The sequence below is a fragment of the Balneola sp. EhC07 genome (assembly GCF_001650905.1).
Classification (GTDB): Bacteria; Bacteroidota; Rhodothermia; order Balneolales; family Balneolaceae; genus Balneola.
The window spans coordinates 129,370-151,758 of sequence record NZ_LXYG01000020.1 but is presented as its reverse complement, the minus strand read 5'-3'; the positions used below and the strand labels follow the sequence as shown (position 1 = coordinate 151,758).

At 37.2% G+C, this 22,389-nt stretch carries 25 protein-coding genes; 8 read left to right on the top strand and 17 right to left on the bottom strand.

Annotated features, from left to right (window positions below):
• Position 1: 1 nt before the first annotated feature.
• The 7 genes from A8B79_RS15125 to A8B79_RS15095 form a co-directional block, all read right to left on the bottom strand.
• Positions 2-601: a cbb3-type cytochrome c oxidase N-terminal domain-containing protein gene (locus A8B79_RS15125; protein WP_066224376.1), complete on the bottom strand. Its 600-nt coding sequence runs from the start codon at positions 599-601 to the stop codon at positions 2-4.
• Positions 598-789 carry a hypothetical protein gene (locus tag A8B79_RS15120; RefSeq protein ID WP_066224373.1) on the bottom strand — a complete coding sequence of 64 codons (192 nt, stop codon included), beginning with the start codon at positions 787-789 and terminating at the stop codon, positions 598-600. The genes A8B79_RS15125 and A8B79_RS15120 overlap by 4 nt, the downstream gene beginning before the upstream one ends.
• Positions 789-2,987 (bottom strand): cytochrome-c oxidase, cbb3-type subunit I, encoded by a 2,199-nt coding sequence (gene ccoN, locus A8B79_RS15115; RefSeq protein WP_066224370.1) that lies wholly within the window; start codon positions 2,985-2,987, stop codon positions 789-791. Before ccoN ends, A8B79_RS15120 begins: the two co-directional genes overlap by 1 nt.
• Complete coding sequence (gene ccoS, locus A8B79_RS15110; protein WP_066224367.1) at positions 2,987-3,172, bottom strand: cbb3-type cytochrome oxidase assembly protein CcoS; 186 nt, start codon at positions 3,170-3,172, stop codon at positions 2,987-2,989. Before ccoS ends, ccoN begins: the two co-directional genes overlap by 1 nt.
• The gene (locus tag A8B79_RS15105; protein ID WP_066224365.1) at positions 3,163-5,592 is read right to left on the bottom strand and encodes a heavy metal translocating P-type ATPase; all 2,430 of its coding nucleotides are present in this window, start codon (positions 5,590-5,592) and stop codon (positions 3,163-3,165) included. The genes ccoS and A8B79_RS15105 overlap by 10 nt, the downstream gene beginning before the upstream one ends.
• Positions 5,592-6,047, bottom strand: coding sequence for an RrF2 family transcriptional regulator (locus A8B79_RS15100; protein WP_066224362.1), 456 nt, complete (start codon positions 6,045-6,047; stop codon positions 5,592-5,594). The genes A8B79_RS15105 and A8B79_RS15100 overlap by 1 nt, the downstream gene beginning before the upstream one ends.
• A 99-nt stretch (positions 6,048-6,146) precedes the next feature.
• Positions 6,147-6,593 carry an RrF2 family transcriptional regulator gene (locus A8B79_RS15095; protein ID WP_066224360.1) on the bottom strand — a complete coding sequence of 149 codons (447 nt, stop codon included), beginning with the start codon at positions 6,591-6,593 and terminating at the stop codon, positions 6,147-6,149.
• A 117-nt stretch (positions 6,594-6,710) separates the two neighbouring features.
• Between A8B79_RS15095 and A8B79_RS15090 the strand changes: the two genes are divergently transcribed.
• Together A8B79_RS15090 and A8B79_RS15085 are read left to right on the top strand one after the other, a co-directional pair.
• On the top strand, positions 6,711-7,814 hold the full coding sequence (locus A8B79_RS15090) for a tRNA-queuosine alpha-mannosyltransferase domain-containing protein (RefSeq protein WP_066224357.1): 1,104 nt from the start codon (positions 6,711-6,713) through the stop codon (positions 7,812-7,814).
• Between the two features lie 158 nt (positions 7,815-7,972).
• Positions 7,973-8,728 (top strand): endonuclease/exonuclease/phosphatase family protein, encoded by a 756-nt coding sequence (locus A8B79_RS15085; protein ID WP_161485185.1) that lies wholly within the window; start codon positions 7,973-7,975, stop codon positions 8,726-8,728.
• Here the strand turns inward: A8B79_RS15085 and A8B79_RS15080 are convergent.
• The 4 genes from A8B79_RS15080 to A8B79_RS15065 form a co-directional block, all read right to left on the bottom strand.
• Positions 8,725-8,946, bottom strand: a complete 222-nt coding sequence (locus tag A8B79_RS15080) for a VF530 family DNA-binding protein (RefSeq protein WP_066224351.1) — start codon at positions 8,944-8,946, stop codon at positions 8,725-8,727. The genes A8B79_RS15085 and A8B79_RS15080 overlap by 4 nt on opposite strands.
• A complete protein-coding gene (locus A8B79_RS15075; protein ID WP_066224347.1) occupies positions 8,943-9,383 on the bottom strand; it encodes an SRPBCC family protein in 441 nt (146 codons plus the stop codon). Before A8B79_RS15075 ends, A8B79_RS15080 begins: the two co-directional genes overlap by 4 nt.
• Before the next feature lie 5 nt (positions 9,384-9,388).
• Positions 9,389-10,318 carry an alpha/beta hydrolase gene (locus tag A8B79_RS15070; RefSeq protein ID WP_066224346.1) on the bottom strand — a complete coding sequence of 310 codons (930 nt, stop codon included), beginning with the start codon at positions 10,316-10,318 and terminating at the stop codon, positions 9,389-9,391.
• A gap of 89 nt (positions 10,319-10,407) precedes the next feature.
• Entirely contained in the window at positions 10,408-10,896 is a 489-nt protein-coding gene (locus A8B79_RS15065) for a DUF1801 domain-containing protein (RefSeq protein WP_235603770.1), read from the bottom strand.
• On the opposite strand from A8B79_RS15065, the gene A8B79_RS15060 reads away from it, so the two are divergent.
• Genes A8B79_RS15060 through A8B79_RS15045 form a run of 4 tightly spaced genes read left to right on the top strand, consistent with a single transcriptional unit; the run spans position 10,895 to position 14,417 of the window.
• The gene (locus tag A8B79_RS15060; RefSeq protein WP_066224343.1) at positions 10,895-12,127 is read left to right on the top strand and encodes an Nramp family divalent metal transporter; all 1,233 of its coding nucleotides are present in this window, start codon (positions 10,895-10,897) and stop codon (positions 12,125-12,127) included. The two genes, A8B79_RS15065 and A8B79_RS15060, sit on opposite strands and share 2 nt — an antisense overlap.
• Positions 12,124-12,882, top strand: coding sequence for a 5-oxoprolinase subunit PxpA (gene pxpA / locus A8B79_RS15055; protein WP_066224340.1), 759 nt, complete (start codon positions 12,124-12,126; stop codon positions 12,880-12,882). Before A8B79_RS15060 ends, pxpA begins: the two co-directional genes overlap by 4 nt.
• On the top strand, positions 12,857-13,552 hold the full coding sequence (gene pxpB, locus A8B79_RS15050; RefSeq protein ID WP_066224334.1) for a 5-oxoprolinase subunit PxpB: 696 nt from the start codon (positions 12,857-12,859) through the stop codon (positions 13,550-13,552). The genes pxpA and pxpB overlap by 26 nt, the downstream gene beginning before the upstream one ends.
• Complete coding sequence (locus A8B79_RS15045) at positions 13,545-14,417, top strand: biotin-dependent carboxyltransferase family protein (protein ID WP_066224330.1); 873 nt, start codon at positions 13,545-13,547, stop codon at positions 14,415-14,417. The genes pxpB and A8B79_RS15045 overlap by 8 nt, the downstream gene beginning before the upstream one ends.
• On the opposite strand, the gene A8B79_RS15040 is transcribed toward A8B79_RS15045, so the two are convergent.
• The 6 genes from A8B79_RS15040 to A8B79_RS15015 form a co-directional block, all read right to left on the bottom strand.
• Positions 14,401-15,099, bottom strand: a complete 699-nt coding sequence (locus A8B79_RS15040) for a hypothetical protein (RefSeq protein WP_066224327.1) — start codon at positions 15,097-15,099, stop codon at positions 14,401-14,403. The two genes, A8B79_RS15045 and A8B79_RS15040, sit on opposite strands and share 17 nt — an antisense overlap.
• Before the next feature lie 108 nt (positions 15,100-15,207).
• Positions 15,208-15,654: a hypothetical protein gene (locus tag A8B79_RS15035; RefSeq protein WP_066224323.1), complete on the bottom strand. Its 447-nt coding sequence runs from the start codon at positions 15,652-15,654 to the stop codon at positions 15,208-15,210.
• A gap of 84 nt (positions 15,655-15,738) precedes the next feature.
• Entirely contained in the window at positions 15,739-16,263 is a 525-nt protein-coding gene (locus tag A8B79_RS15030; protein ID WP_066224320.1) for a DinB family protein, read from the bottom strand.
• 1 nt (position 16,264) lies between these two features.
• Positions 16,265-17,071: a dienelactone hydrolase family protein gene (locus A8B79_RS15025; protein ID WP_066224316.1), complete on the bottom strand. Its 807-nt coding sequence runs from the start codon at positions 17,069-17,071 to the stop codon at positions 16,265-16,267.
• A gap of 54 nt (positions 17,072-17,125) precedes the next feature.
• Positions 17,126-18,418, bottom strand: coding sequence for a M20/M25/M40 family metallo-hydrolase (locus A8B79_RS15020; protein ID WP_066224312.1), 1,293 nt, complete (start codon positions 18,416-18,418; stop codon positions 17,126-17,128).
• A 114-nt stretch (positions 18,419-18,532) separates the two neighbouring features.
• Positions 18,533-19,252: a TerC family protein gene (locus A8B79_RS15015; protein WP_066224307.1), complete on the bottom strand. Its 720-nt coding sequence runs from the start codon at positions 19,250-19,252 to the stop codon at positions 18,533-18,535.
• Positions 19,253-19,381: 129 nt separating this feature from the next.
• On the opposite strand from A8B79_RS15015, the gene A8B79_RS15010 reads away from it, so the two are divergent.
• Positions 19,382-20,959, top strand: a complete 1,578-nt coding sequence (locus tag A8B79_RS15010) for a tetratricopeptide repeat protein (protein ID WP_066224304.1) — start codon at positions 19,382-19,384, stop codon at positions 20,957-20,959.
• 138 nt (positions 20,960-21,097) lie between these two features.
• Positions 21,098-22,387, top strand: coding sequence for a PDZ domain-containing protein (locus A8B79_RS15005; protein ID WP_161485184.1), 1,290 nt, complete (start codon positions 21,098-21,100; stop codon positions 22,385-22,387).
• Positions 22,388-22,389: the final 2 nt, after the last annotated feature.

The following is a 22,389-nucleotide window of genomic DNA, read 5'->3' as shown; positions in this document are numbered from 1 at the left end:
CTTATTGTATGCTACACGGTTTAGCTCTTGTTTCGTCCACTGCTTTTGCATTAGGTGGATTGGTTCCTTTTAGCGAGCCTATGTAGCTGATGAGAGCATTTACATCCTCGTTCGGCATTGGCGCACCGCTTCCATAAGCAACCATTCCTTTATCAGGAAACCCTTCTGTAATACTGGTAGCAACTTCCTCAGCAGAACAACCATGCAACCATTTATCGTCGGTTAAGTTTGGTCCCACCAAGCCTTCTCCCGCACTTCCATGACATGTGAAGCAAAGATTATTCATTCCCATGAAAATCTCTTTTCCTTTTTCTATAACTTCAGCTTGTTCGCTGTATGTCCAAGTAAATGAAGCTTCTTCAGCAGATTGTTGCTCATTGAACTTATACTTTTCAGCAGCGGCAGCCATTTCCATTTCGTATTCTTCATGTTGATCAGGTCCCCATTCAAATACTTCATAATAGAGTGCATAACCGATGCCAAACGCTATGGTAAAGTAGAACAGCCACAGCCACCAAACGGGCATGTGATTATCAAGTTCACGAATACCGTCATATTCGTGTTCTAACAGTTTGTCTTTTTCATCATCTAAAACTTTCATTGATCTGATTTTTTGGGATTAAAAATTCTTTCTGAATCAAGCGGAATGCTTGCGGCATCTTTCCAGAAATCTTTTCCGGTTCTCACTAAATAAATGATCAGGATCAAGAAGAATGAAAAGAAAAGGATTAGCGAAATACTTGGAAATAGTTCGATTCCATCCATTGAGCGTAATACTTCTTTATACATTAGTTGTCCTCCACAATTACGTTTGAAAGTTTTTTACTTGATGGCAGATCTTCAAAAGGATCGTTCTCTCCGGTAATATCTGTTCCAAGCCGTTGCAAGTAAGCAATCAATGCTATTACTTTTTTCTCTGATGTAACTTCAATGCCTTCAATGCCTTCAATGGTATCAAACCCATTTTCTCTAAGACCCTGTGTTATTCGTTCAGCCTGAGCTTTCATGTCATCAATTGCATATTCCGGATATCGGGAAGAGTAGGGAACCCCAACAGTTCTAAGTGCCTCAATTCTATTCGGCATGGATTCCATGTCCATATCCTGTGTTAACATCCAAGGGTATGCCGGCATAATGGAACCGGGTGAAGTTGAATTAGGATCGTACATATGACGTAAATGCCAGGAATCGGGATATTTTCCACCAATTCTATGCAGATCCGGACCAGTTCGCTTAGATCCCCATAAGAATGGATGGTCGTATACGAATTCTCCCGCTTTGGAATATTCACCATAGCGTTCTGTTTCTGAACGGAATGGACGAATCATTTGTGAGTGACAGTTATTACATCCTTCTGCTATGTAAATGTCTCGCCCTTCAACTTCTAAAGCAGTGTATGGTTGTACACTTTCAATAGTTGGGATATTTGAGTCGATTAGAGCAGTTGGCATATATTCCACAACTCCACCGATCAAAATTGCGATCACTGTTAAAACTGTAAATTTCAGTGGACGACCTTCCAGCTTTCTATGCCAACTTTCGTTCTCGTCTTCTTGATGAACTTGCAACGCAGGAGCTTGAGCTTCTTCAGATGCAAGTAAAGAACCACTTTTCGCTGTTTTAAAGAGGTTATAGATTCCAAATAACGCACCTACAATGAACAAACTACCACCGAAAGCTCTTAAGGCATACATCGGAACTATTTGAACAACAGTTTCCAGGAAATTTGGATAGGTAAGGAATCCTTGGTCTGTGAAATCTTTCCACATTAAACTTTGGGTAATTCCACCCCAATACATCGGTATTACATAGAAGATGGCACCCATCGTTGCAAACCAAAAATGAATGTTGGCGAGTTTTATAGAGTAAAGCTTAGTTTTGTAAATTCGCGGAGTAATGAAATACAACATTCCGAAAGCTAAACCGCCATTCCAGAGTAATGCTCCATTATGCACGTGACCAATAATATAATCTGAGTAGTGTGCAATCGCGTTTACATTTGCTATGGATAACATCGGGCCTTCAAAAGTAACCATACCATAAGCAGTTACGGCAACTACCATAAATTTCAAGACTGGATCTTCACGAACTTTATCCCAGGCACCTCTTAGCGTTAGAAGTCCGTTTAACATACCTCCCCAGGACGGAGCGATAAGCATTAAGCTAAATACAACACCAAGCGTTTGAGCCCAGCCCGGTAGCGCGGTGTAAAGTAAGTGGTGAGGACCTGCCCAGATATAAATGAAAATCAATGACCAGAAGTGGACAATTGAAAGTCTGTAAGAGAATATTGGACGATTAGAAGCTTTGGGAATGAAGTAGTACATAATTCCCAGAAACGGAGTAGTTAAAAAGAAAGCCACGGCATTATGTCCGTACCACCATTGTACAAGAGCATCCTGAACGCCAGCATAAATAGGATAACTTTTTAAGAAAGTTGCAGGAACTTCAAAAGAATTAACTAAGTGCAGTACAGCAACAGTAACAAAAGTGGCGATGTAAAACCAAATAGCTACGTAAATATGTTTTTCACGTCGCTTCATGATGGTCATGATCATATTTACACCAAAAATTACCCAAATAAGAGTAATAGCAATATCAATAGGCCATTCAAGTTCAGCGTATTCTTTACTGGTAGTAATACCAAATGGTAAAGTGGCGACAGCAGAGATTATAATTGTCTGCCAACCCCAAAAATGGATCTTGCTTAGCTTTTGGCTCCACATAGAAGCTTTACAAAGTCTAGGTAGTGAATAATAAACACCATAAAAAATGGCGTTGCCGGCAAATGCAAAAATTACTGCATTAGTATGTAAAGGTCTTAATCGACCAAATGATAGTTCGGGAATAAAGCCTAGAAAATCAGGCCAAATAAACTTAAGGGCTACAATCAAACCTACAAGAAATCCAATGACTCCCCATATCATGGTTGCAACTCCAAAATTCCGAACTATTTTATTGTCATAATGAAAGGTTTCTACAGACATTACGAATCCCGTTTAGTTGTTTGTGTTTTATTTTTGGTTGATGATTTTTTTTCATCAAAAAGAATGCGGACAGATGGCGTGTATTGATCGTCAAATTGTCCTGTTTTTACAGCCCAGAAGAAAGCTGCTAAAAAGATGAGTGCTACAGAAATACTGAAAAGAATTAAAAAGAATATTACGCCCATATTTTTAACCCCATTTTTTTAGCTATTAAGCGGGTAGCAAATGTGGTAAAAGCCATTATTGTGATAGAACTTAATGGCATTAAAATAGCAGCAACCAAGGGCGATAAATGTCCGGTTACAGCAAAAGAAAGTCCTGTAATATTATATAACAAAGAAAGCCCAAAACTAAAATGTACAATGCTTATTGATGCTTTTGAGAATTCTATAAGTTTATCAATGTTTTGGAGCTCATTTCCATCCAGAATTGCGTCACAAGCGGGAGAGAAAGAACTGGTCTTATCAGATAAAGCAATTCCAAAATGACTCTTATTCAGTGCTCCGGCATCGTTCAATCCGTCTCCAATCATTAACACCTTTTTTTGGATATCCGAAAGGGAAGCAACAAATGCTAACTTTTGTTGAGGAGATTGATTGAAATACATGTTCTTATCCGCATCAAAATACTTAGCAAGCCATATGCCATCTTTTTGATTGTCTCCTGACAGGAGATATAAATTAAAAGCGGCTTTAAGTTTATTAAGGAGTTTATCTACCCCGATTCTGAGATGATTTTTGAATTCAAAAGAGCCAACGAATTTATAATCTATAACTATATAAACATGTGAACTCTTTGTACCTGAAATTGAGATTTTAATACCGGTGTATTCTTCAATAAAGCTCTTACTGCCTATATGAACATTAGTTTGTTGGAAAGATGCATGAATACCTTTTCCTCTGATTTCTTCGATCCTTTCCGGAATCGAATAGTTCAAACCTTCTTCTTTAAAAAACCCGTATATCTTTTTGCTGTAAGGATGAGTAGAGTTCTTTGTTGATGAAAAGATCAGTTCTTTTTCCTCTTTAGTAAGAGCATTTCCAATAAATGTAATTTCAGCTTTTTCAGAATCAGTAATGGTTCCTGTTTTATCAAAAACTATAGTATCTACGTTTCCGATACTTTCAATTCCTTCAATATTTTTAAGGAATAAGCCATTTAAGGAAAGAATATTTGTTGCTGAACCAAATGTGAATGGTCCTGACAAAGCCAAAGCACAAGGGCACGCAACAATTAACACGGCAGTAAATACCGTAAAAGCTTTGGATGGTTCGATAAAAAACCAAGTCAGGCACGAGGCAAAAGCAATTACAATTACGATAAATGTAAAATAGGGGCTAATTCGATCAGCTAACGATTGATGGGTTTTATCATTAGTTAAATTTATAGCGTCATTTTCCCATAATTGAGTGAGATAGCTATGTTGAACTTTTTTGGAAACCAACATTCGGGTTTGCGAACCCAAGATCTTGCCTCCGGCAAAAATTATTTCACCATGTATTTTTGTTACCGGAGTAGATTCTCCTGTGATAAAGCTGTAATCAATTATGGCAGAATCAGATTGTAAAATTGAATCACATGGAATCAATTCATTATTCCTAAGAATTATTTCATCACCAATTGTTAGAGTTTTTACAGAAACAGAGCGTTCAACTCCGTTGATAAGTTTTAAAACCGAAATAGGCAGGTAGGACTTATAATCACGGTCGAAAGAAAGTCCTTGGAATGTTTTCTTTTGGACTATTTTTCCGATCAACAGAAAGAATATGAATCCCGAAAATGAGTCAAAATAACCGGCTCCTGTTCCACTTAATATCTCGTATAGACTTCTGCCAAATAATGCGATAATACCGATAGAGATAGGAACATCAAGATTGATACCTTTTTGATTTATTGCTGCCCAAGCAGATTTTAAGTAGTCTATGGAGCTGTAAACCAGCACCGGAATAGCTAATAAGATATTTAAGATTCCGAAGAGTACTTTAAATGTATCCACAGAATCAGAAACCGACATGTTCAGGTATTCGGGAAAACTGAAAAGCATGATGTTGCCAAAACAGAACCCGGCCACTCCTAACTTTAGCCAGAGGTCTCTGGGAATAGAAACTTGATCTTTTTCTTCAAGTTGATCAAGCTTCAGGTTTGGTTCGTACCCAATGGTAGTTAAAAGCTCAACGATACTTCTGAGGTCCGTTTTTTTTGTGTCAAAAACAATAGTTAACCGGCGCTTCAGAAAGTTTACGGTTCCCTGAAGGATACCATCATTCAAATTTTGAAGATTTTCTAACAGCCAAATACAAGAAGTACAGTGGATATTCGGGATATTGAAAGATGCTGAGGCAACTTCAGCATTCTTGAAATCAATAAGTTTTTCTTGAACGTCTTTATCGATTAGGTAATCAAATCTCTTTCTTTCTATACTCTGCTTTATTGTAGTGCCCGGAGTGGAATCTAAGTCGTAATACGTGTGTAAATTATTATCTGCCAGAAGATGATACACTGATTCGCAGCCTTGGCAACAAAAACTTAATTCAGAGTTAGTATTAAACTCAGCAGGCTCACCACAATGTGAACATATAGTATGCTTTGCTATTACATCTTCCATCAGCTTCTTAAACCAGTTACAAATGAGAGGTGTTGTTCAAACCAAACTTGTGTCATTAGTTCATCTACATTCTCAAAAGTTGTTTCTTGAAGCCACTTTTTAATCTTATCTCTTTCAATAGCCCAAAATGAATGGAAAGGACAGGGTTCAATATGTCCACACCCTTCAATTCCCATAAAGCATGAATTAAAAAATACTTCGCCATCAATTGCGGCAACTACTTCATAAATCGAAATATCCTTCAACTCTTTGGTTAGATATACACCGCCTCTAAGGCCACGTTGGGATTTTAAAATTCCGGGTGTTTTTAATTTTGCAAGGATTTGAGAGAGGTAAGCAGCCGGGCAGTTCAAAGATTTGGCTAGTTCAGCAGCAGAAATTATATCAGAGGGATGCTTAGAGATCGCAATTATCGCCGAAATCGCATATTGAGTGCCTTGTGATATAAATTTCATAATCTAATAATCATATTCTAATATCAATATTAGATTTTAAGAATGATTTTAGAATTATGCAATACTTAATTTTTTATTTAGGAGTTCTTGGCACTAAAGCTAGGAAGTGAAGTTAAGTTGTTGCTCGAACCAAACTTGAGACATTGCCTTTTCGGCGTCTTCAAAATTTGTATCAATCAACCATTTTTTAATTTTTTGCCGTTGATTTGACCAAAAATTATGAAACGGGCAAGGTTCAATATGCCCACATCCTTCAATTCCCATAAAGCAATTATTAAAAAAACTGTCTCCATCTATTGCAACAATTACATCATAGATGGAAATTTCTTTTACGGGTTTGGCTAAGAGTACACCTCCATTTAAACCACGTTGAGACTTTAAAATTCCGGGCTTCTTCAATTTTGAAAGTAATTGAGAAAGATAAGCTGCCGGGCAGTCTAAAGCTTTTGCAAGGTCGGCAGCTGATACTGCCTTTCCATATTCTTTTTTTGATAGAGCTATTATAGCTGATATTGCATACTGAGCCCCTTGAGATACTAATTTCATGCTTAAATATAATATTCTCATTAGAATATTAATATTTATTGTTTAAAAAATTACACTTATTAATATCGATTTTGGTCTCTTATATAAATATGTTTGATCCATAATGAAAAGGACGAAATGAATATTTTATTATTAGAACCCTTTTATTCCGGATCTCATCAGCAGTGGGCGGAAGGATTACAGAAACATTCGAAGCACAACGTTCAAATTCTAAGTTTGCCCGGTCGACACTGGAAATGGAGAATGCACGGTGGTGCGGTTTCTTTAGCAAAACAATTTAATCAATTAGAAGAATCTCCTGATCTGATTCTCGCTACTTCGATGCTGGACCTCACTACATTTCTTTCTCTTACCAGAAAGAGATCGGCAAACATTCCGGTAGCCATGTACTTTCATGAGAACCAGTTGACTTACCCATGGTCGCCACAAGACAGAGATGTGAAGAAGAAGCGAAATAACCACTATTCCTTTATCAATTATGCTTCAGCACTTTCAGCAGATAAAGTCTTTTTTAACTCAAAATATCATATGGATTCTTTCTTGGGAGCTTTACCCAAATTCTTAAAACAGTTTCCGGATAAGAGAGAAAGAGATAACATCGAAGTTATCAGAGAGAAAAGCGAAGTACTGCATTTAGGATTAGATCTGAAAAGATTTGAAGATTTCCGTTCATCAGATAAAGAAAAACAATCCGAGGCGACCATTTTATGGAATCACAGATGGGAGTATGACAAAAATCCGGAAGAATTTTTCGAGACGTTATTTGAGTTAAAGGAAAAAGAGATCGGATTCAAGCTGGTTGTGTTGGGAGAACAAAATGATGTAAACCCTCCGATATTTGATGAAGCAAAAGAAAAACTCAAAGACGAGATCTTACATTGGGGATATGCTGATTCTTTTGACGACTATGCTAAATGGCTATGGCGCGCAGATATTCTTCCCGTAACATCAAATCAGGATTTTTTTGGAGGAAGTGTGATCGAAGCGATGTATTGTGATTGTTTTCCGTTGTTACCTAATCGCTTAGCGTATCCTGAACATTTACCGGAAGAATTGGATAGAGAATTTTTATATGAAGAAGGAGAGCTTCCTGCCCGATTAGAAACTGCGATAGAGAGTGTAATGGGAATTCGTCAGGTGGATTATCAAAGCATAGTTAAAAAATACGATTGGAAAGAGTTGATTGAGAAGTACGACGAACAAATGGAGAAGCTGTATTGAAAGCAAAAGTGTTTTGGGGGATGTTTGTTTTAGGTCTGCTTCCTTTTCTTATAGGCTTCTTAGGAAAATATCATTGGGTCTTAGACGGGTTTTCACATTTCAGAGTTTATTACTGCTTCTATTTTATGTTTTTAGGAGTCGGGGCTTTAAGTTTGAAAATGAAAAAGGAAGCAATAGCAGGGTTGGTTTTCTTTTTGCTTAGCGGAATCGGGTTGGTTAAATATTATGTCCCGATAGATAAAGTCGATTCAGTAGCTGATATCAAGATCCTTTCTATAAATCTATTATCATCAAATAACAATTCTGATGAAGTTTTAGACTTTATCATAAATGAAGACCCCGATTTAATTGTTTTACAAGAAGTAAATCAAAAATGGGATACTAATCTGTCTTCTTTAGGATCAAAGTTCCCATTTAAGCTAACAGAAATAAGAGAAGATAACTTTGGATTAGTAGTGCTGAGTAAGGTAGAGTTAATAGATCCGGAAAAGATAATTCTGTCTAATAGCGGTGTTCCTTCATTCTATTTTAAGATCAACATGGATAGTAAAGAAACTTATTTGATCGCTACTCATCCTTTACCACCAATTGGAACTGATTATTTCGATTACCGGAATGAGCAGTTTACAAACCTAAACGAAATGGTTAAAACTCTAAATTGTAGAACGGTTTTGATAGGAGATCTGAATACGACCAGCTTTTCTCCCAATTTTAACAGAATTACTGATGGAACGAGCCTGAGAGATTCAAGACTGGGCTTCGGTTTGCAGCCAAGTTGGAACGCTCAAATTCCGTTTATTTCTGTAGCTATTGATCATGTACTGGTCAGTAAAGAAATAGAAGTGACAGACAGAAGGACAGGCGCTGATATCGGTTCAGATCATTTTCCGGTAATTATAAAGATTGCGATCTAACTCCCATAAACGTCAACCCAAAGTTCTTCGACCTGATCTCGTGCCCATTGGTGTTTTCGTAAAAACTTAAGACTGGATTTAATACTCGGGTCGTTTTTAAAACAATTGATGTCTACGTGATAGCTCAACTGTTCCCAGCCATAATATTCAACTAGATCCTCTACAATTTGTGCTAATTTTACGCCATGCAGAGGATTATTCGGTTGTTCCTGACTCACGCTTTTTCGGCAGTTTCCTTTAGTTTAGGGAGAACTGCTTTCCAGCCTTTTTGAGTATCTATGTAGCGCTCCTTACCATTTTCTACATATTTGTAGCCTTTTTGAGTGATGGTCAATTCAGTCTTCCCATCTTCTTCTTCCATTTCATAAATGATCACAAGATAGTTTTCCAGAGTATCTTCGATTCCTGAATTAGCAGGAAAAAGCGTGTGTTCCAATAGTTTGTTAGGAATGGATCGAATCACCTCTCCTTTTACAACAGTAATCTCTTTTTCGTTTTGTTTGATATAATAGTTGGCTTTACTTCCCGGAGTCCAGTTGCTGTCGCAACGAGAGCCAAACATATATTGTTCAATTTTATCGGGATTTGTAAGTGTTTCCCAAACTTTTTCTGCCGATGCATCAATTGTAGTTTCAAAAACTATACTGTTTTCCATAGTGATTATTTAATCGTCTTATTTAACCAGTTAATCATTTCATTAAAGGCCTTTTCACGAACCTCTTTTTTTGATAGAAAAATATCGTGGATAGCATTTTCCACAGGGAGGAAGGTAACTTTTTTTCCCAATTTCTTTCCAGTTTCTTTTATGTCTTCAACATTTAATACCATATCCATTCCAAGAACCTCAGGAGACCACTTTTTTGCTATATCAGATCGTTTAGAGTGTATAACCAATATCGGTTTTGAAATATCCGATGATGATCTCACTTTTTGTTGAGCATTAAAAACAGCAATCAACCATTTAAAGTATGCGGGGAAACCACGTTCGGGTTTCCAGTTTTCATTGAACTCCCATTCTCCATAATATGATTTCAGTAAACTTCGGTTATATAAACTTGATAAAGGTTTACTTTTATTAGCATAGGGCATAAAAAAAGAAATTATCCGGGCAAAAAACAGATTTAAATCCCGTTCTGCTTTAGAAATGTTAAACTCGAAAAAAGGGGAGTTCAGAATCAATGCAGAAATCAGATTACTTTTTTCACCATAATTCGCATACATGCTTGCAATCAAACCACCGGTAGAATGTCCAAGAATTACAATTTCATTTCCATTCTCTTTGTGTATGATGCTGAGAGATTCAGTAATCTCCTCGTAATATTCTGAAATATCTCTGCAATAATTCGGGTGCTGGTGAGGGAGAAGGGATCGCCCATATTTTCTGAGATCAAGCGCAAAGAAATTGTAATCGTTTTTATGAAAACCTTCGGCTAAATGAGGATGAAAGAAATAGTCATTGAAACCATGAATATAGAGTATGGATTTTCTTCCCTTGATGTTTTCGTTAGAACGAATCAAAGTAGCGATTACTTTTCCTTCGTAGTCGTCAGGGAATTCCAGAGTCTGTTTAGTGAAATCGTTTAAAGTCATTACTCAATTAAGAATGGTTCAATGCTGATGAATAACTGTGGAGTTAAACGAATATTAGATTTAAAAGTTCTGATCATAGTTAATCTGTATTAATCAACGATCTCATATTTTTCTGTTACATGTTTGAAATCTATTTCAATCATCTTTTTTAGAATATCAGTATTGATGTCTTCAAGTCTTTTAATGTAGAGACATGATTTACCGGTTTTATAAGGTCCGAGTTTACTTAAAAGTTCCTCTCTTTTGTTTAATCCGCCAAGAATATATAAAGTAATAGATTGCTTCCGGTTAGAGAATCCGGTCATAAGCATATTACCTTCCCGACCGCTTTCGTATTTATAGTGATAGGTCCCAAAACCAACGATGGAAGTTCCCCACATTTTTGGCTCTCGCCCTGTAATTTCTTTCATCATATCATGAATTCTGATACAATCTTCTTTTCTTTGAGGATCTTCAATAGCATTCAGGTAATCCTGTACCTTGAGTTGAGTTGGGACAGTTTTGTTGTTTGCTTTAGCCATAAGAATCTTTGATCTGAATTCGTGATTGTAAACGGTACATTCTATATTCTTAACCATGAAATTGCAAGTTAAAAAATATTTCGGTCCAAGTACTTTAGTCACAGCAGCTTTCATTGGTCCCGGAACCGTTACCGTTTGTACACTAGCCGGAGTGAACTCAGGATATACGTTGCTTTGGGCTTTATTTTTTTCAGTAATTGCAACGATTGTACTACAAGAAATGACCGCTCGCTTGGGTTTAATTACTCAAAAGGGGTTTGGTGAAGCAATTCGTGGCGAACTACAAAATCCGTTATTAAGGATCTTTGGGATCACATTGGTTTTGGGTGCAATTGTTATCGGTAATGCAGCCTATGAAGGGGGAAATATATCCGGGGCTGTTCTTGGTTGGAACGAAGTACTTCCTGCTGTAAACATCATTATAGAAGGAGCAGAAATCAGATTAGTGCCACTGATCATAGGTGGGATTGCTTTTTGGTTGTTGTATTCAGGAAACTTTAAACGAATTCAAAACTTCCTGGTAGGTCTGGTTGTAGTAATGAGTGTGATTTTTCTGGCGACAGCAATTATGATCGCTCCTGATCTTTCAGAAATAGTAAAAGGGCTATTTATTCCTACTGCTTCAGCTGACGAAATTCTATTGGTTGTGGCGTTAATTGGAACGACGGTTGTTCCTTATAATCTGTTTCTTCATGCATCATCGGTTCAGCAAAAATATTCTGAAACCGGTCAGCTTTCTGATTTGAGAAAAGAAAATATGGTTGCCATTATTTTAGGTGGAATTATTTCTATGTGCATAGTGATAACAAGTGCGGCATCAGGAAGTTCAGGTTCAGAAATTAAGAACGCCGCTGATATGGCTGTACAGCTGGAACCATTACTGGGTAGTTGGGCAAAAGATTTTTTAGGACTGGGTTTGGTTGCTGCCGGAATCTCATCTGCAATTACGGCACCACTGGCTGCTGCATTTACAGCGAAGGGAATTCTGGGTTGGGATATAGATATGAAACATCCAAAATTTAAAGCAGTCTGGATGATCATTCTCATCATTGGCGTTTTGTTTTCAATGTTGAGTTTTAGTCCTGTAAGTATTATCCAGTTTGCTCAGGTAGCCAATGGAATTTTACTTCCGTTGGTTGCAATATTTTTGATGTATGTCGTAAACCAAAAGAAAATTTTGGGGGATTATGTGAATACAACCATTCAGAATATTTTGGGAAGCTTAGTGGTTTTGGTAGCGTTATTGGTTGGTTTCAGAAGCTTGAACAATGTATTTCAGTTCTTATGAAAACAAGTATTGATCTAAATTGTGATCTGGGAGAATGGATATCCGAAGAGGGTCCTGATCTTGATAAAGCTATTATGCCTTACATTTCATCGTGTAATATTGCCTGTGGAGGACATATTGGAGATGAGATCAGTATGCGATGGACTGTAATTCTGGCTAAAAAAAACAAAGTGAAGGTAGGAGCACATCCTTCTTATCCTGATAGAGCAGGATTTGGACGCAGGCAGCTGGAAATGAACCGAGATCGACTTAAAAACAGTATCAAAGATCAAATCTTAAGTTTAAAAGAAATTGCTGATTTAGAGGGAGTGGAGCTTCATCACATAAAACCTCACGGAGCATTATATAATGCAGCTTCAGTATATAGAGATATTGCGAAAACGGTAGCTGAAGCTATCAAAGAATTGAGTCTGGGTGTTGTTGTTTATGGACAATCCGGATCAGAGTTCGAAAAAGTAGCTCTGAAAAATGATCTGAAATTTTGTGCAGAGGTATTTGCAGATCGGGCATATGAAGATGACTTAAGGCTACGCTCTCGGAGTGAAGAAGGAGCAGTTCTTCACAAAAAGGAAGAAGTTTTGTCTCAGATTTTTAAAATGGTGATCGAAGAAAAAGTTATCGCATACTCAGGCAAAGAATTACCTATCAAAGCTGAAACTATTTGTTTGCACAGCGATACTAAAGGCTCTGAAGTGCTTGCCAGAAATATTCATCAATTTCTAAAGAATCATGGAGTCAGGATCACTGCACCTTAATGGAATATCCTGGTCCGTTTTCAGATTAGGGGAAACAGCTTGGTTACTCCAACCGAAAGTATCGGAAAATGTTTTAGAACACATTCATTCTGCTTCAGATCTGTTAGAACGGTCAAAAATAGATGGCTTGCAGGACATAATTCCTGCTTATGATTCTATCACACTTATTTACGACTCACAGTTTAAGTACGATCCCGGTAAAATTTCTGAAATTTCTCCAAGTAGGGAACCACATTTAAGTAGAGAAAAGAACATTTTTGAGATCAATGTCTGCTATGAGCTAGGTATGGATTGGAATGAGGTTGAGGTAAAAACAGGTTTATCGAAAGAAGAGGTTATTTCAATACATTCAACACAAAATTACACACTTGCTATGATGGGGTTTATGCCCGGGTTTATATTTCTGGAAGGGCTGGATGATCGTATTGCTGTTTCAAGAAAAGAAAAACCCAGAATCAAAGTTCCTTCAGGCTCAGTTGGGATTGGGGGAAATCAAACAGGAATTTATTCTTTGGAAAGTCCGGGAGGATGGCAAATCATCGGCAGAACTACAGAGTCATTTTTTGATGTCAAAAAAACACTCCCAACTAAGTTAAAAGCCGGTGATAGGATAAGATTCAAACCAATATCCAAAGAAGAGTTTGACAAAGTGGTAGCGAAGAATGGGTAAGCTAGTTGTTATAGACGGAGGGTTATTTACAACTGTACAGGATGCGGGAAGATTTGGGTTCAGAAAGTATGGTGTTCCCGTTTCGGGAGTCATGGATAATTCCGCATTTGAGTTGGTAAACAGTCTGGTCGGAAATTCTCCGGAGACTCCCGTTTTGGAAATGACCCTGAAAGGAGGGAAGTACAGATTTGAGTCAGATTCAGTAATAGCTTTAACAGGGGCTAATATGAACCCAACGGTAAACGGAATAAGCGTAGAGTTGAATTCTAGTTTAGATATAAAGTCAGGAGATATTCTAGATTTTGAATATGCAAGAAGAGGTTGTCGCTGTTATTTGGGCGTTAGGGGAATCTGGGAGATCGAAAAAATACTGGGTAGTTATTCCACTTACAACGAAGGAGATTTTGGAGGAATAGAAGGTCGGACTCTTCAAAAAGGTGATCAACTACATTGGAAAGAAATTCAGGCTGATTTTCAGTCTTACACTTCATCTCGAGAAGAAATTCCATATTACAGTTCAAAACTCACCGTTGAGTTTATTCCCGGCCCGGAATGGAATTGGCTGTCAAAAAAAGAGCAAGATAAATTTTTAAGTACTGAATTTAAGATAAGTTCTGAAAGTAATAGAATGGGAATTCGGCTCAACTCTGATTTTCAGATCGAAGGAAAGAAAAGAGAAATGGTGTCATCCGGGGTTATTCCCGGGATCATTCAATTGCCTCCAAACGGATCGCCAATAATATTAATGAAGGATGGTCAAACGGTTGGTGGATACCCAAGGATCGGAAAGGTTTTGGATATCCATTTGAATAGACTTGCTCAAGTTCAGCCTAATGGTACTATTCGGTTTAAAAAATCGGACTAGCTTCTATTATATCTTGAGCAAGTTCAGTTGCTATTTTCTCGTAAGTAGGCGATTTAGGAACTCCCATCAAAGATTCAGTCTTTAAAATCACTCCATACGAGGCTATACTTTCATTTTTATTATCCCAAATAAGATACTTGAGCTTAATATTGATATTTACTGAATACTCGTTTTCACTCCCCATTATTACTGTACCCTGTGATTTGAGTTCATTTTTCCATCTCAGGGTCTGTGTAAAAAGAACAAAATCCGGTTCTTGGTTATCTATGGTCAGTGTGCCATTCTTAGGGGCTAAAAATGTCAGAAACTCTCCTTCTTTATCAGTAGCAAGTTTCACATTTTCATATTCTATAGAACTATTAACATTTTCAAGGTTTGTACTAGTGCTTAAGTCTTTAACATTAGAGGTAGAAACTCTCGAAAAAGCAGTTCCATAGTATTCAAAGAAAAGAAATCTGTTATGGATACTTATATCACTAGAATTCGTGGAATCAAATTGAAAGTGATTTTCCCAAACTTCTGAGTCGACAAATTTTTCTGATAATGGTAAAATAACAAGGCTGGCATTATTGATTTTTGTAGTCTTATATCCTTCAGATACAATTTGAACTGATTTTTGTGTAGAACAACCAGCAAGGATAAAAATTAATGCGATAGCCAGGAGGTAATTTCTTTTTCCCAATGAAAATGATAATTAGAATTTAGATTAAGTAAGGAAATTAAGACCTAGCCAGAAAAAAATACATTATTGATTGTAAAATATTAGCCGTCTAACGTAATGTTAGCAACTTCAATGCAGCCAACCTTCTTTAACGCTTTTATCAGAAAGCCAAACAAGTCCAATTCCGAATATAATGATCATTACAGGCATTACTGCTGCTCCGGGACCATAAACCTCAAAATTATTACTGATAAAAAATGAATGATACATTTGTACTATAATACCTGCCAAAGAAACGACCAGGACAGGTTTAGCGGCTTTCTTTTTAAGTATTAGTAATAGAGAGCCTAAAGCTCCTCCCCAAACTGCCAGTGTAAAACCAATAGTTGCCCAAATAGGAGTGTTTTTGTATAAATTTTGTTCGTCTACCGAAAGTTCGGCCAGCATTTCAGGATTTGACATCAGATACACTTGTCCCAGATATGCAAAAACTCCTAATAGGTTCCAGATTAGTGCCGCAATAGCTACACCCAAAAACCATTTAGGTACGTTAGAAATAGTTGATTCTTCAGACATAATAAACGGGTTAGTTTAAATTTAAAAGTCGGATTACAAATAAAAGGCGCGCATCATTTTAACTAAAAAATCCCACAAAGAGAATTATGGAATATCCTTAATACTTTCCAGATGATGATAGTTGTGATGAATAGTAAAGTACAATAACTCACGAACGGTACATTTACCTAAGAGAGGGTGCGGGGCGACATTGGTGCTGAGTTGTTTTTCAGACCATTTTTGGAGCACCTTAACAAGCCTGATTTTTTCTTTTTCGTAGGCTGATAAAAGCTGATCTTTTTGCTCAATAGAAATTTTAAGTGGAATGAAAGCTGCGCTTGCTTGTCCGCCTTCCTCCAGTTTTTGATGGTATTTACTAACCACCTCATCATATGTTCTTTCTGCTCTGTTTCTGACCCCAAACCGGAACTTAAGTAAGATCTTTGGTAATCCCATTCCGGTACTTAGTGGTTTTACACTTTTGATCAAATGATCAAGCTGTTGACCGGTACTCCACTTTCCTTCTGCTTTTGGTCGATCAAACAGAGAATCATCCTGTTGACGAATAAAGTTGATCACTTCATCAAAAGCCTGATGAATTTCCAACTCTATTTGATCTTTGGATTTCAATTTAATTGTCCTTTACAATGTTCAGTAACCTTTCCCAGGAAGCATTTCTGGCTTTTACATTAGGGTCTTCTTTAGAAGCTTCAGGGTCATCTCCTCGTCTCATATATGCATGTCCCGCACCATCATAGATTTCATAATTATATGTTTTATCGTATGAGTTCATAGCTTCTTCGGATCCTTCAATAGTAGCATTAACTCTGTTGTCGGCTCCACCATAAAAACCAAAAATCGGTACTTGAATAGTAGAGTAAGCTTCGGCTTCTTGAGGTCCTGTGCCATAAAATACCATTGCCGCTTCGATCTCATCTCCGGCATTAGTTGCAAAACGGAATGATTGCGATCCACCCCAACAAAATCCTACAATGTAGACTTCTCCATTTCCGGCTTCTATTGATTTCGCATATTTTAAAACGGCTTTTAGATCTTGGGTCACATTATCAGCATCTAAAGCGTAAATTGCAGAACGCGCTGCATCAGAAGTTTCAAAATCACCGGTTTTTTCGATCCCTTCAACTGTATTTGATATCAGATCCGGGGCAATGGCAATAAACCCTTTTTCTGCTAATTGATCAGTAAAACTTCTTGCCCAGTCATTCAATCCACGATTTTCATGGATAACAATGAAAACGGGAGCTTTGTCAGACCGTTCAGGGAATGCCACAAAGTTGTGCATTGTCCTGCCACTTGATTCAATTTCAATCCATTCATGATGTCTTGGGGAGTTTTCCAGTTGTTGAATGGCATAATCCTGAGCAAACAGGCTTATTGAGAGGAGAGAAAACAGAAATAAAGAAAATGAAGCTTTCATAATAGTTTTATTGATTTATGATCGCTTCATTTTACTTTTTTGAAATGATAAATACTAGTTTAATTGAGAAGCATCTACTCTGGTTGGAGTATCCTGTCCGGATACTATGCCAACTGCAGCTTGTGAAATAGCACGGATCGTGTTTGTTAAATGCGCAATATCGATCGTTTCAAATTCATCAGAAACCTTATGATAGTCAGGATCAACATCAATTGGGGTTGTGCTTATAGTGTGAGCAGGAACTCCTAATCTTGCTAAAGTGGCGTTATCAGAACGGTAGAAAAGATTTTGATTTGGGTAAGGGTCCGGATAGAATTCATAAATAGTACCTTCAGCACTTTTTTGGAGCAGTTCACCGAAACTGGATTTTTCGAAACCGGTGATCCAAGCTGTGTTTGGTCCTTCAACTGCCGGTTTTCCTATCATTTCGATATTGAACATAGCCATGATCTGATCCGGCTCAAGTTGTTTGGAAAAATATTTAGAACCATATCCACCTGATTCTTCTGCCGTGAAAGCAACAAATAATAAAGTTCTTTCAGGAGTACCCTTACTCTTAAAATACTTAGCCAATTCAATTACGGCTGTTGTTCCCGAGGCGTTATCATTTGCTCCGTTAGCAATAGAATCGGCATTTGCTGAATTTGGTTGTCTCACTCCGATATGATCATAATGAGCTGAGAAAACTACATATTCATCTTTGCGATTTCCTTCAATCTTTCCAACAACATTGGCCAGTTCCAGGCGATCAGTCGATTTTGTAACGTATGCGCTGAATGAGGTTTCTGAAGATCCGGAAGAAAGAACAAAAACTTTATTTGAAGATTGCTCTTCAGGAAATGTTCTGGAGGCTCTGGAAAAGAAAGGTTGGTATCGGCGGAATATCGCTTCATGGCTTTCATCTATAAAAACAAAAGCTTCGACATTTTTTTCACGGATCTCGTTAAATCTTTGCTGAAAGTTCTCGCCTTCTGCAATCTTAACGGTTTCAATTTGATTGGTTTCAGCCCATTCTATGTTTGCAGTATCACCGAGTACAAAAAAGTTAGCAGGACTTACCTCAGTGCCTCCAACTTCTATGTCAGCGTTTTTTACTTTTATAGACAGTACTTCAAATTTTTGCAAATAGTCAGATTCGCCATCTAATTCATCAAGATCTATTTGGTCGAATTTGTCATTGATGTAATCAGCTGCTTTGTCGATATCAGGAGTAAAGGCCTGTCGCCCCCTCATATCATCAGAACTTAAGGTTTTTAGAATTTCAGAAGAATTGTCTTCACTGAATTCGTAGGGTTGGGGCTGACATTGAATAAGAATAAAGATTAGAGGAATTAGAAAGAATCTCATGGATAAATGTAATAGTTAGTATTTGAACAATTATACTGATGTAGTTTCTTTAAAAAAGTAAAAGTTTGCTCATTGGATGAAAACCAATCTCTATAATTGAGTGATCAATAATGCTTAATCCGGAAGTTTATCTTTGAGTTCCTGATTATAATCTTGTTTATTTTTTGAATATCGCATTTGAAGTAGTTCCACAAATAGAGCAAAACCCATTGGAAGATAGATATACGCTTTAGGGATTTCTTTGTGTAAACCCTCCATAAAAATGGTTATTCCAATGGTGATCAAAAATGAGAGAGCAAGAATTTTCAGCGCCGGATTTTCGAGGATGAACTCACCTATTGGTTTTGCAAAAATTAAGATCACAACAAAGGCTAAAATAACTGCAGTAACAATAACCCAAACTACATCTGTTAACCCTATAGCTGTTATTACTGAATCAACAGAAAAGACCATATCTAGGAGCACAATTTGAGTAATTACCGAACTGAAAGAATCTTTGACATTTTTTGCAGCATCGTGTTCGTCTTTTAGTTCAATGGTATTATGAATTTCTTTCACTGCTTTGTAGAGAAGAAATAATCCCCCGATAATTAGTATCAGATCTCTGACAGATAAGCCCATTACGATCGGATTCGTCAGTTCAGTGAGCTGTAGCAGTAGAAACAGTAAAACAATTCTAGCTACCATGGCAAGAACCAGCCCTATTACTCTCGCACGCTGCTGATATTTTTCCTCAAGCCGACTTACAAGAATAGTAATAACAAGAATATTATCAACACCGAGAACGAGCTCAAGTCCTACAATTAAAGCGAAAACACCAATCAAGTCAGCCATAGAAGATTGTTTGAAATTAATTTTAACTCAAGATATACAACATAGATTCAAATGTCAGGGTACAAACATTTACTTTTTAGACGCTGTTTATCTATTATAATCTGAAAACTAGAGTTCAATATTTTTACTATGAGAAAAGTTATTTTTTTAATGATGTTACCGCTCTTTCCGGTTATACTTATCGCTCAGGATGTAAATTATCCATCCGATTTTGATGAGCCGATTCTTCTCTTTGATGTAGCCTTGGGAGATTTTGAATATCCGATCTCATCAGATAATAAAAAAGCACAAGCCTATTTCAATCAGGGTTTTCAGATGATGTATGCATTTACAAAAGTAGATGCGGCTCGTTCGTTTCGGGAAGCCCAAAAAGCAGATCCTGAATGTGCAGTTTGTTATTGGGGAGAAGCATGGGCGTGGGGATCTTATCTGAACGGCGCAATGACTACAGCTGAGGCCCCCAGAGCTTATGAGAAAATTCAGGAAGCGATAGAAGTTTCAGAGAATAACGGCAGTGATAAAGAAAAAGACCTTATAAAAGCTTTTTCAGTTAGATATATCAAAGATTATGATCGGGGAACCAGAGCAGTTCAGGATACTCTTTACTCAAAGGAAATGGCGAAACTGTCCCAAAAATATCCGAATGATCTGGATATAGCTACACTATATGCAGAATCTTTGTTTTTATTAGAGCCAAGAAGAGGAACCAGAGATGTGAACGATCCTGATGTAGAAAAACTACACTCTGTGCTGGAAGGAATATTAGAAACGGATATCAAGCATCCGGGAGCTTGTCATTTATATATTCATGCTACAGAGTCAACGCAAAACCCCGAATGGGCAGAACCATGCGCTGAATATATTGGAACTTCAATTCCGGGGGCAAGTCATATTAATCATATGCCTTCGCATACATGGAATGAAATCGGACGTTGGGGAGATGCTGTAACTGCAAATATTATGGCGTGGCATTCTGATATGAAAGCATCCGTGGGAGAAGGATTTGCTATTTATCCATCTCATAATCTGCATATGTTGGCTTTTGCAGCTAGTATGGATGGACAAGGAGCGGTAGCGATACAAGCCGGAAAGGATTACGCTAAACTTACCGGAAATAACATGTATCATGTACTCACATTGATACGGTTTGGAAGATTTGATGAAGTGCCGGCTATAGAAGACAGACCGTCACATTCTGTACATGGTGGGATGTGGGATTTTGCTCAGGGTTATGCTTCTTTAAAAAACGATGATGAAGAGAAAGCAATTGAGATGAAAGAAAAAATTTTAGAAGAAGCTTCAACTTCTTCCGCTAGATTCAGATTTCATTCCGCTGAAAACCTTTTGAGTACGGTGGGTTATATTTTAGAAGGAGAAATATTCTGGGAAAAAGGAGAGCTCGAAAAAGCTGAAGAATCATTCAAACAGGCAATAAAATACTACGATTCTTTAGCGTATGATGAACCGGAACCGATACCATTTTCTCCAAGACACTGGTACGGAGCTCTTTTGCTGGAGACAGAAGAACATGATAGGGCAATAGAAGTGCATGAAAAAGAGTTAGAAAATCATCCGAATAATGGCTGGTCTTTATTTGGAATACAACAAGCTTTAAAAGCTCAGGGTAAAAATGATTCAGAATTAGATTTAAAATTTCAGAAAAGCTGGAAAAGATCGGACACCTGGATTCGGGGTTCCAGATTCTGAACAGAAAGGTGAAGCATCTGTTGTAATAAACCAAAACCGATAGGATTGTATAAAAGAAGTTTTGGAAAAGTTACAGAACTAATTAATATGCTATTTGCAACACTTAAGACACATTGCGTATCCATCAAAAAAAAGAATTTGAAGAATAACAAGATATTCATATTGGTTTTTGGGGCTGTATTATTTTCTTTGAATTGCACTAAGCATGTTTTAGAAGGTAATCGAGAGGAGCGAGATATCAGAATTGAAAAGCTTCATAAAGGCACTGTCTCAATGTCTTTTGATCTGATTAATAATCTTGTTGTCATTCCAACACAAATTAATGACTCCGGTGATTTGTACTTTATTCTGGATACCGGAGCCGGTCGAACGGTTATCACGGAATTGGGAGAAGACCAAAGCTTTACTATTAATTACGAAGGTGATATTGAGCTAAGTGGATTAGGAAACGGTGGTCCTATATCGGCACTCACATCCGGCAACAATGAAATTTATCTGGATGGGATCGAGGGTGAAAACCATTCTGTGGTACTATTAATGGAAAGTGTTCTTCGACTTTCAAATTTTATGGGCAGAAGAGTAAACGGCCTGATGGGTTATGATATATTTGAAAATTTTATAGTCGAAATAGATTACAAATCTGAGAAACTCTACTTTCATGATCCTGATTACTTCAAAGAGAAATATGAAGAAAAAAAGAAGGATAAAAAATGGGTTTATGTTCCTTTAGAGAAGCATGACTATAAAATTTATATGAATGCAGAGATTACTCAAAGCGACTCTACTAATATTGATGTAAAGCTTTTAATAGATTCAGGAGCAAGTCATAATATCTTCTTGTATCCCAATTCTAAGGAAGGCATTCATATTCCTTCTAAAACTGTTCGATCATATTTGGGTAGTGGGTTGAGCGGAGAAATTTATGGAGACATAGGGAGAGCTAGAAAACTTTCAGTTAATGGGTTAGAGCTGGATTATCCAATAATTGCATATCCGGATATTGAAGGCATCAGACAGGTTGCAAACAGAGGAAACAGAAACGGTAGTATCGGAGCTGACTTTTTCAGAAGATTTAGTGTAATATTCAATTATAATGAGCCAAGTATGTTACTTCGGCCAAACAGCGATTTTAAAGACGACTTTAGCTACAACACCAGCGGACTGGAGATTACGACTCCTTTTTTAAGGCTTCCTTATTATATTGTCTCAAAGGTGCGTGAAAATTCCATCGCCGAAAAGATCGGTATTCAGGCAAATGATGTTCTTTATGAAATAAACTTTGAACCGGTAGCTAAATACAGTTTAAATGAACTTCTTGAGCTTTTCCATTCAACAAGGAGCTTCAGTGTTTCCGTAATTCGGGATGATGATATAAAATTCTTCCATCTTCGGCTAAAAGATGAAACCGAATTAAAAGGACAATCTTAAAA